This window comes from Frisingicoccus sp. (genome assembly GCA_016298055.1).
Classification (GTDB): Bacteria; Bacillota; Clostridia; order Lachnospirales; family Lachnospiraceae; genus Frisingicoccus.
Window position 1 is genome coordinate 1 of record JAEDDO010000129.1, and the last position, 5,082, is coordinate 5,082.

Consider the following 5,082-nt stretch of genomic DNA (forward strand, 5'->3'; position numbering starts at 1 on the left):
CCCGGATAGGAAAAAATAATCTCTTCCTTACTTTTTGCCGCCGGATCCCCGTCAAATCCAGCCTGAACATCCTTCAAAAGCATCTGCTGGATCTCAGCGAGACGTCCAAAAAACTTTTTGCAGATTTCCATGGCCCTTTCCGAAATCTCTTCCTCACTGATCTGATCTGTATTCTGATAGATCAATGCTGTTTCAATCTGCTTTTTTAAAGTTACATACACCTCTGTTAAAGTATTACCGATAAAATATTCCGGTGCTGTATCTGTAATATTTTCTGAACCAAAATATCCCGGAAACATCACTCTTCGCAAATCTTTAATTACGCCAATGATTGCCCCCCGATTCGGCAGATGTTTTCCCTTTTTTATTGCAAAGGATTCTTCTGAAGAGTAATACTGGGCAATTTCACGCACCGCTCTTCCGATAACTAATTTAAATTCTCCATTCATAAATGACCTCCATGTTCGCACAGTAACAGCAGAAAAGGGCTGTTTCCAACCCTTTAAACACTTAAACCTGCTAATACACGCAACTGTGTTTTTAAATTCTCACATTCTTCTTTTGAGAAAACTGACATAACTTCTTCATTCACTTTATCGACAGCAGCCAGAACATCTTTTTCAAGAACTGCTCCCTTCTCTGTCAACATAATCTGAATAAATCGCCGATCCTCTTTGCTGATCATTCTTTTTATCAGACCCTTTTTTTCCATTCGTTCCAATATACCCGATATTGTAGAATTCTCCAGTTTCAATCGCTCAGCAATCTCTTTTGGACTCTTCTTATCATTCTCCCATAAACAATATAATACCGCATACTGAACCGGAGTAAGATCAAACACTGAAAGTTTTTCCGTCATTTTCAAGAAAACAGAATGTTGAGCTGTTGTCAATAAATAATTCACGCATTCCTCCAGCTGCATCTGTTCCACTCCCTTCACTACGTTAAATGATAGCTTTTTTTTCCTGTATTGTCAATCGAAAAAGACTATTAAAGTAATCTTTTCACTAAATTTTCCCATTTTTTGAATTCCTTTGAATTCATGATTTCAAAAATGAGTCCAAAAAAATCCTGTTATTTTTTGTGCCTCTTTTTTGATTCAAACCCATTGACGAGCGGTCATACCAGTGTTATAATTAAGACATAGTAATTAGCATGCAAATTTTTAATGGGCAAGCAATTTGCATGAAGCTATCCAAGAAAAATAATATTTATAGGAGGCAACATTATGAACAATTTATTAATGGAAGTTGAAAACGAAATCGCAGTGGTAACTATTAACCGTCCAAAGGCTTTAAACGCTCTTAACACAGAAACTATCACAGAACTTAACGAATGCCTTAAAGAAATCGAAGCAAGAGACGACATCAAAGTTGTTATCTTAACAGGTTCAGGACAGAAATCCTTCGTAGCTGGTGCTGATATCTCCGAAATGGTTAACCAGAACCCAGTTGAAGGACGTGCTTTTGGTCTCATCGCTAAAGAAGCTTTCGGAAGACTTGAAAACATGCGTCAGGTTACAATCGCAGCTGTTAACGGATTCGCTTTAGGCGGCGGATGTGAAATCTCCATGTCCTGTGACTTCCGTGTTGCATCTGACAACGCTAAATTCGCTCAGCCAGAAACAGGCCTTGGTATCATCCCTGGATTCGGCGGAACACAGAGACTTCCTCGTTTAGTAAACAAAGGTATCGCTAAAGAAATGATCTTCACATGCGATATGATCAGTGCTCAGAGAGCATACGAAATCGGTCTTGTTAACCATGTAGTATCCCAGGAAGAACTGATCGACTTCTGTAAGAAGATCGCAGCTAAGATCATCGACAAAGGAAGCTACGCTGTTTCTATCGCTAAACAGGCTATCAACATGGGTCTTGACATGGATCTTAACAATGGCTTAACACTTGAAGCTAACTTATTCGGTCTTACATTCGCTACAGGCGACAAAAAAGAAGGTATGACAGCATTCCTTGAAAAACGCGGCAGAACATTAACAGATTTCTAATTTTCTAGTTATCGACGATCTACTTACATAGTATTTATGGAGGCTTTTTTACAATGGCAAAGGTTAAAATCATGACAGCAGCTGAAGCTGCTGCACAGGTACCGGACGGTGCCGTAATTAATACCGAAGGTTTCGTTCAGGCCGGACTTTCCGAAACACTGAACAGAGCCTTAGAAGAAAGATTCCTCGAAACCGGACACCCAAGGGATCTGACCATCTTCACTGTAGCTGGTCAGGGTGCCGGTGAAGGAACCGGTTCTGATCATTTTGCACACGAAGGTATGGTTAAACGTCTGATTGCAGGTCACTACAATCTGGCTCCAAAGCTTCGTACGATGGCAATTGAAGGGAAAATCGAAGCTTATAACCTGCCTCAGGGTACAATGGCTCAGATGGTTCGCGATGCTGCCGGCAAACGTATCGGAACCATTACACATGTTGGTCTTAACACATATGTTGACCCACGTATCGAAGGTGCTAAAGTTAACGCTAAGACAACAGAAGATATCGTTAAATTAATTGAAATTGAAGGCGAAGAAAAACTTCTCTTCAAATCTCAGCCACTGGATGTTGTTTTCGTCCGCGGTACATATGCTGACGAATCCGGCAACATTACTCTTGAAAAAGAGTGCTGTACTCTTGACGCTACTTCTCTTGCACAGTGTGCAAAGAATAACGGCGGTAAAGTGTTCGTTCAGGTAGAAAAAGTTGTTGCCAACGGCAGCCTTGACCCAAGAATGGTTAAGATCCCTGGCATTTACGTAGACGGCGTTATTATCGCAGAAGGCGATGACAACGCACAGATTTACAAACAGGATTATGACGGTTCTATGACAGGTGATTTCCGTGTTCCTCTCGGATCTCTTGAAGCTCCAAAGCTTGACGCTAAGAAGATCATTGCACGTCGTGCAGCTATGGAACTGGAAAACGATGTTGTTGTTAACCTCGGTATCGGTGTTCCTGAATTCGTTTCTGCAGTTGCAAACGAAGAAGGCATCGGTGACAAGATGACTCTGACTGTTGAAGCAGGTCCTGTTGGTGGTGTTCCTCAGGGCGGTTCCCGTTTCGCAGGTTCTGTCAACGTTGACTGTATCCTTGATCAGCCATATCAGTTTGACTTCTATGACGGCGGCGGTATCGACCAGGCATTCCTCGGACTTGCACAGGTGGACGAACAGGGTAACCTGAACGTAAGTAAATTCAGCGGCCGTATCGCAGGCTGCGGCGGATTTATCAACATCTCCCAGAACGCAAAGAAAGTTTACTATGTTGGTACATTCACAACCGGCGGATTAAAGATCGCTACAGGTGATGGTAAACTCGAAATCGTTCAGGAAGGTAAATCCAAAAAATTCATCAAAGAAGTTGAGCAGATCACTTTCTCCGGTACATATGCCGCAAAGATCGGTCAGCCGGTTATGTACATCACAGAAAGAGCTGTATTCGAACTTCGTCCGGACGGCGTTTACTTAACAGAAATCGCACCGGGTATCGATCTGCAGACTCAGGTTCTTGACTTAATGGAATTCGCTCCAAAGATGGATGGCGAACCTAAGTTAATGGATGAAAGAATCTTCAAAGACGAAGTTATGGGTCTCGCAAAATAATTAAGCTAAAAAATTCTATACTCATTGGGTAAAGGGGATAGCTTCAAAAACCATCCCCTTTACTCGATAAAAGACAAAATTTAATATAACCCAAGGGGGCTTCATGTTATGAATTTAGGTATTTTAGTATTATTACTCGCCTTACTTTTATTCGGTTTGCTGGCTTTCAAACAGATTAACGCTTTGATTCTGGCACCACTGGTAACTATTTTCGTAATTGTTTGCTCTGGTATGCCTATTCTTACAAGTTTAAAAGAACTCTTCATGCCAGCAGCATCTGCATACGTAACAAGTTATTTCTTAGTATTCTTCGTTGGTGCATTGTTCGGAGCTGTTTACCAGCATACAGGTGCTGCAGAGTCCATCTCCAAAACTCTTGCAGGCTTATGTAAAGGTAAATTTGTTGCACCAATTATCATGACTATCACTGGTATCCTTACATTCGGCGGTGTTTCCGGTTTCGTAGTATTCTTCGTAATCTACCCTATCGCTTTGAACATGTTCAAAGAAGCAAATCTTACACGTCGTTTGATTCCTGGTGCTATTTCCGCTGGTTGCTGGACATGGTCCATGTATGGTCCTGGTTCACCATCCATTCAGAACGTTATCGCTATGAACAGCCTTGGAACACCTTCCACAGCTGCTCTGGTTCCTTCTGTTATCGCAGCCGTTGCTTCTTATGTACTTATCTTCTTATGGTTAGAGATGAGAAGCCGCAACTTTACAAAGAAGGGTATCACATTCAACGATTCCACTTTGAAATTCCAGTTATCTCCTGAAGAAATGGCAATGGACGAAGATAAAGATCTTCCAAACTTCTGGATCGCTATGATTCCTATCATTGCTATTCTTGTTTCCTTCAACGGCTTCAAGCTTCCAGTTGAAACAGCTGTATTCTTAGGTGTTGCTTTAGCTACAATCCTTATGTGGAAACGTGTTGGAACAATCAATGGCTGGATCGCAGTATTCAATGAAGGTGCTGCAAACTCTGGTGTATCCATCCTGAACACAGCTATCGTAGTTGGTTTCGGTGGTGTTGTTAAACAGACACAGGGATTCACTGATCTGGTAGAAGTTCTTAAAACTCTCAACATGCCAGCACTCGTATTCGTTATGATTACAGTTGCTATCTGTGCCGGTGCTTGTGGTTCTGCTTCCGGTGGTATGGGTGTTGCATTCAACGCTTTAACAGATACATATATTGCTTTAGGTGCAAATCTTGAACACGTACATCGTATCGCTGCTATCGCTGCAGGTACTTTGGACAGCTTGCCACATCAGGGTGCTCAGATTACATTACTTGGTATTTGTAAACTGACTCACGGTGAAGCATACTTTGACATCTTTGTTACACAGATCGTCATTCCATTTATCTCCTGCTTCGTATTTATCATCTTTGCATCTATGGGATTATAAAAAACATATTTTTGAAATTAACAGCCGTAAATTTAAAATTTACGGCTGTTTTTT

At 41.4% G+C, this 5,082-nt stretch carries 5 protein-coding genes; 3 read left to right on the forward strand and 2 right to left on the reverse strand.

From position 1 onward, the window contains the following. Together QZZ35_RS08935 and QZZ35_RS08940 are read right to left on the reverse strand one after the other, a co-directional pair. A partial coding sequence (locus QZZ35_RS08935) for a serine O-acetyltransferase (RefSeq protein ID WP_330635639.1) occupies positions 1-449 on the reverse strand: 449 nt, incomplete at its 3' end. Between the two features lie 53 nt (positions 450-502). Continuing rightward, complete coding sequence (locus tag QZZ35_RS08940; protein WP_291237087.1) at positions 503-922, reverse strand: MarR family winged helix-turn-helix transcriptional regulator; 420 nt, start codon at positions 920-922, stop codon at positions 503-505. 306 nt (positions 923-1,228) lie between these two features. On the opposite strand from QZZ35_RS08940, the gene QZZ35_RS08945 reads away from it, so the two are divergent. The 3 genes from QZZ35_RS08945 (at position 1,229) to QZZ35_RS08955 (ending at position 5,028) form a co-directional block, all read left to right on the forward strand. After that, complete coding sequence (locus QZZ35_RS08945; RefSeq protein ID WP_178625425.1) at positions 1,229-2,005, forward strand: enoyl-CoA hydratase-related protein; 777 nt, start codon at positions 1,229-1,231, stop codon at positions 2,003-2,005. Between the two features lie 53 nt (positions 2,006-2,058). Next, positions 2,059-3,612, forward strand: coding sequence for an acyl CoA:acetate/3-ketoacid CoA transferase (locus QZZ35_RS08950; RefSeq protein ID WP_291235078.1), 1,554 nt, complete (start codon positions 2,059-2,061; stop codon positions 3,610-3,612). A 108-nt stretch (positions 3,613-3,720) separates the two neighbouring features. Beyond that, positions 3,721-5,028 carry a GntP family permease gene (locus QZZ35_RS08955; protein ID WP_291237088.1) on the forward strand — a complete coding sequence of 436 codons (1,308 nt, stop codon included), beginning with the start codon at positions 3,721-3,723 and terminating at the stop codon, positions 5,026-5,028. The last annotated feature ends 54 nt before the right edge of the window (positions 5,029-5,082 follow it).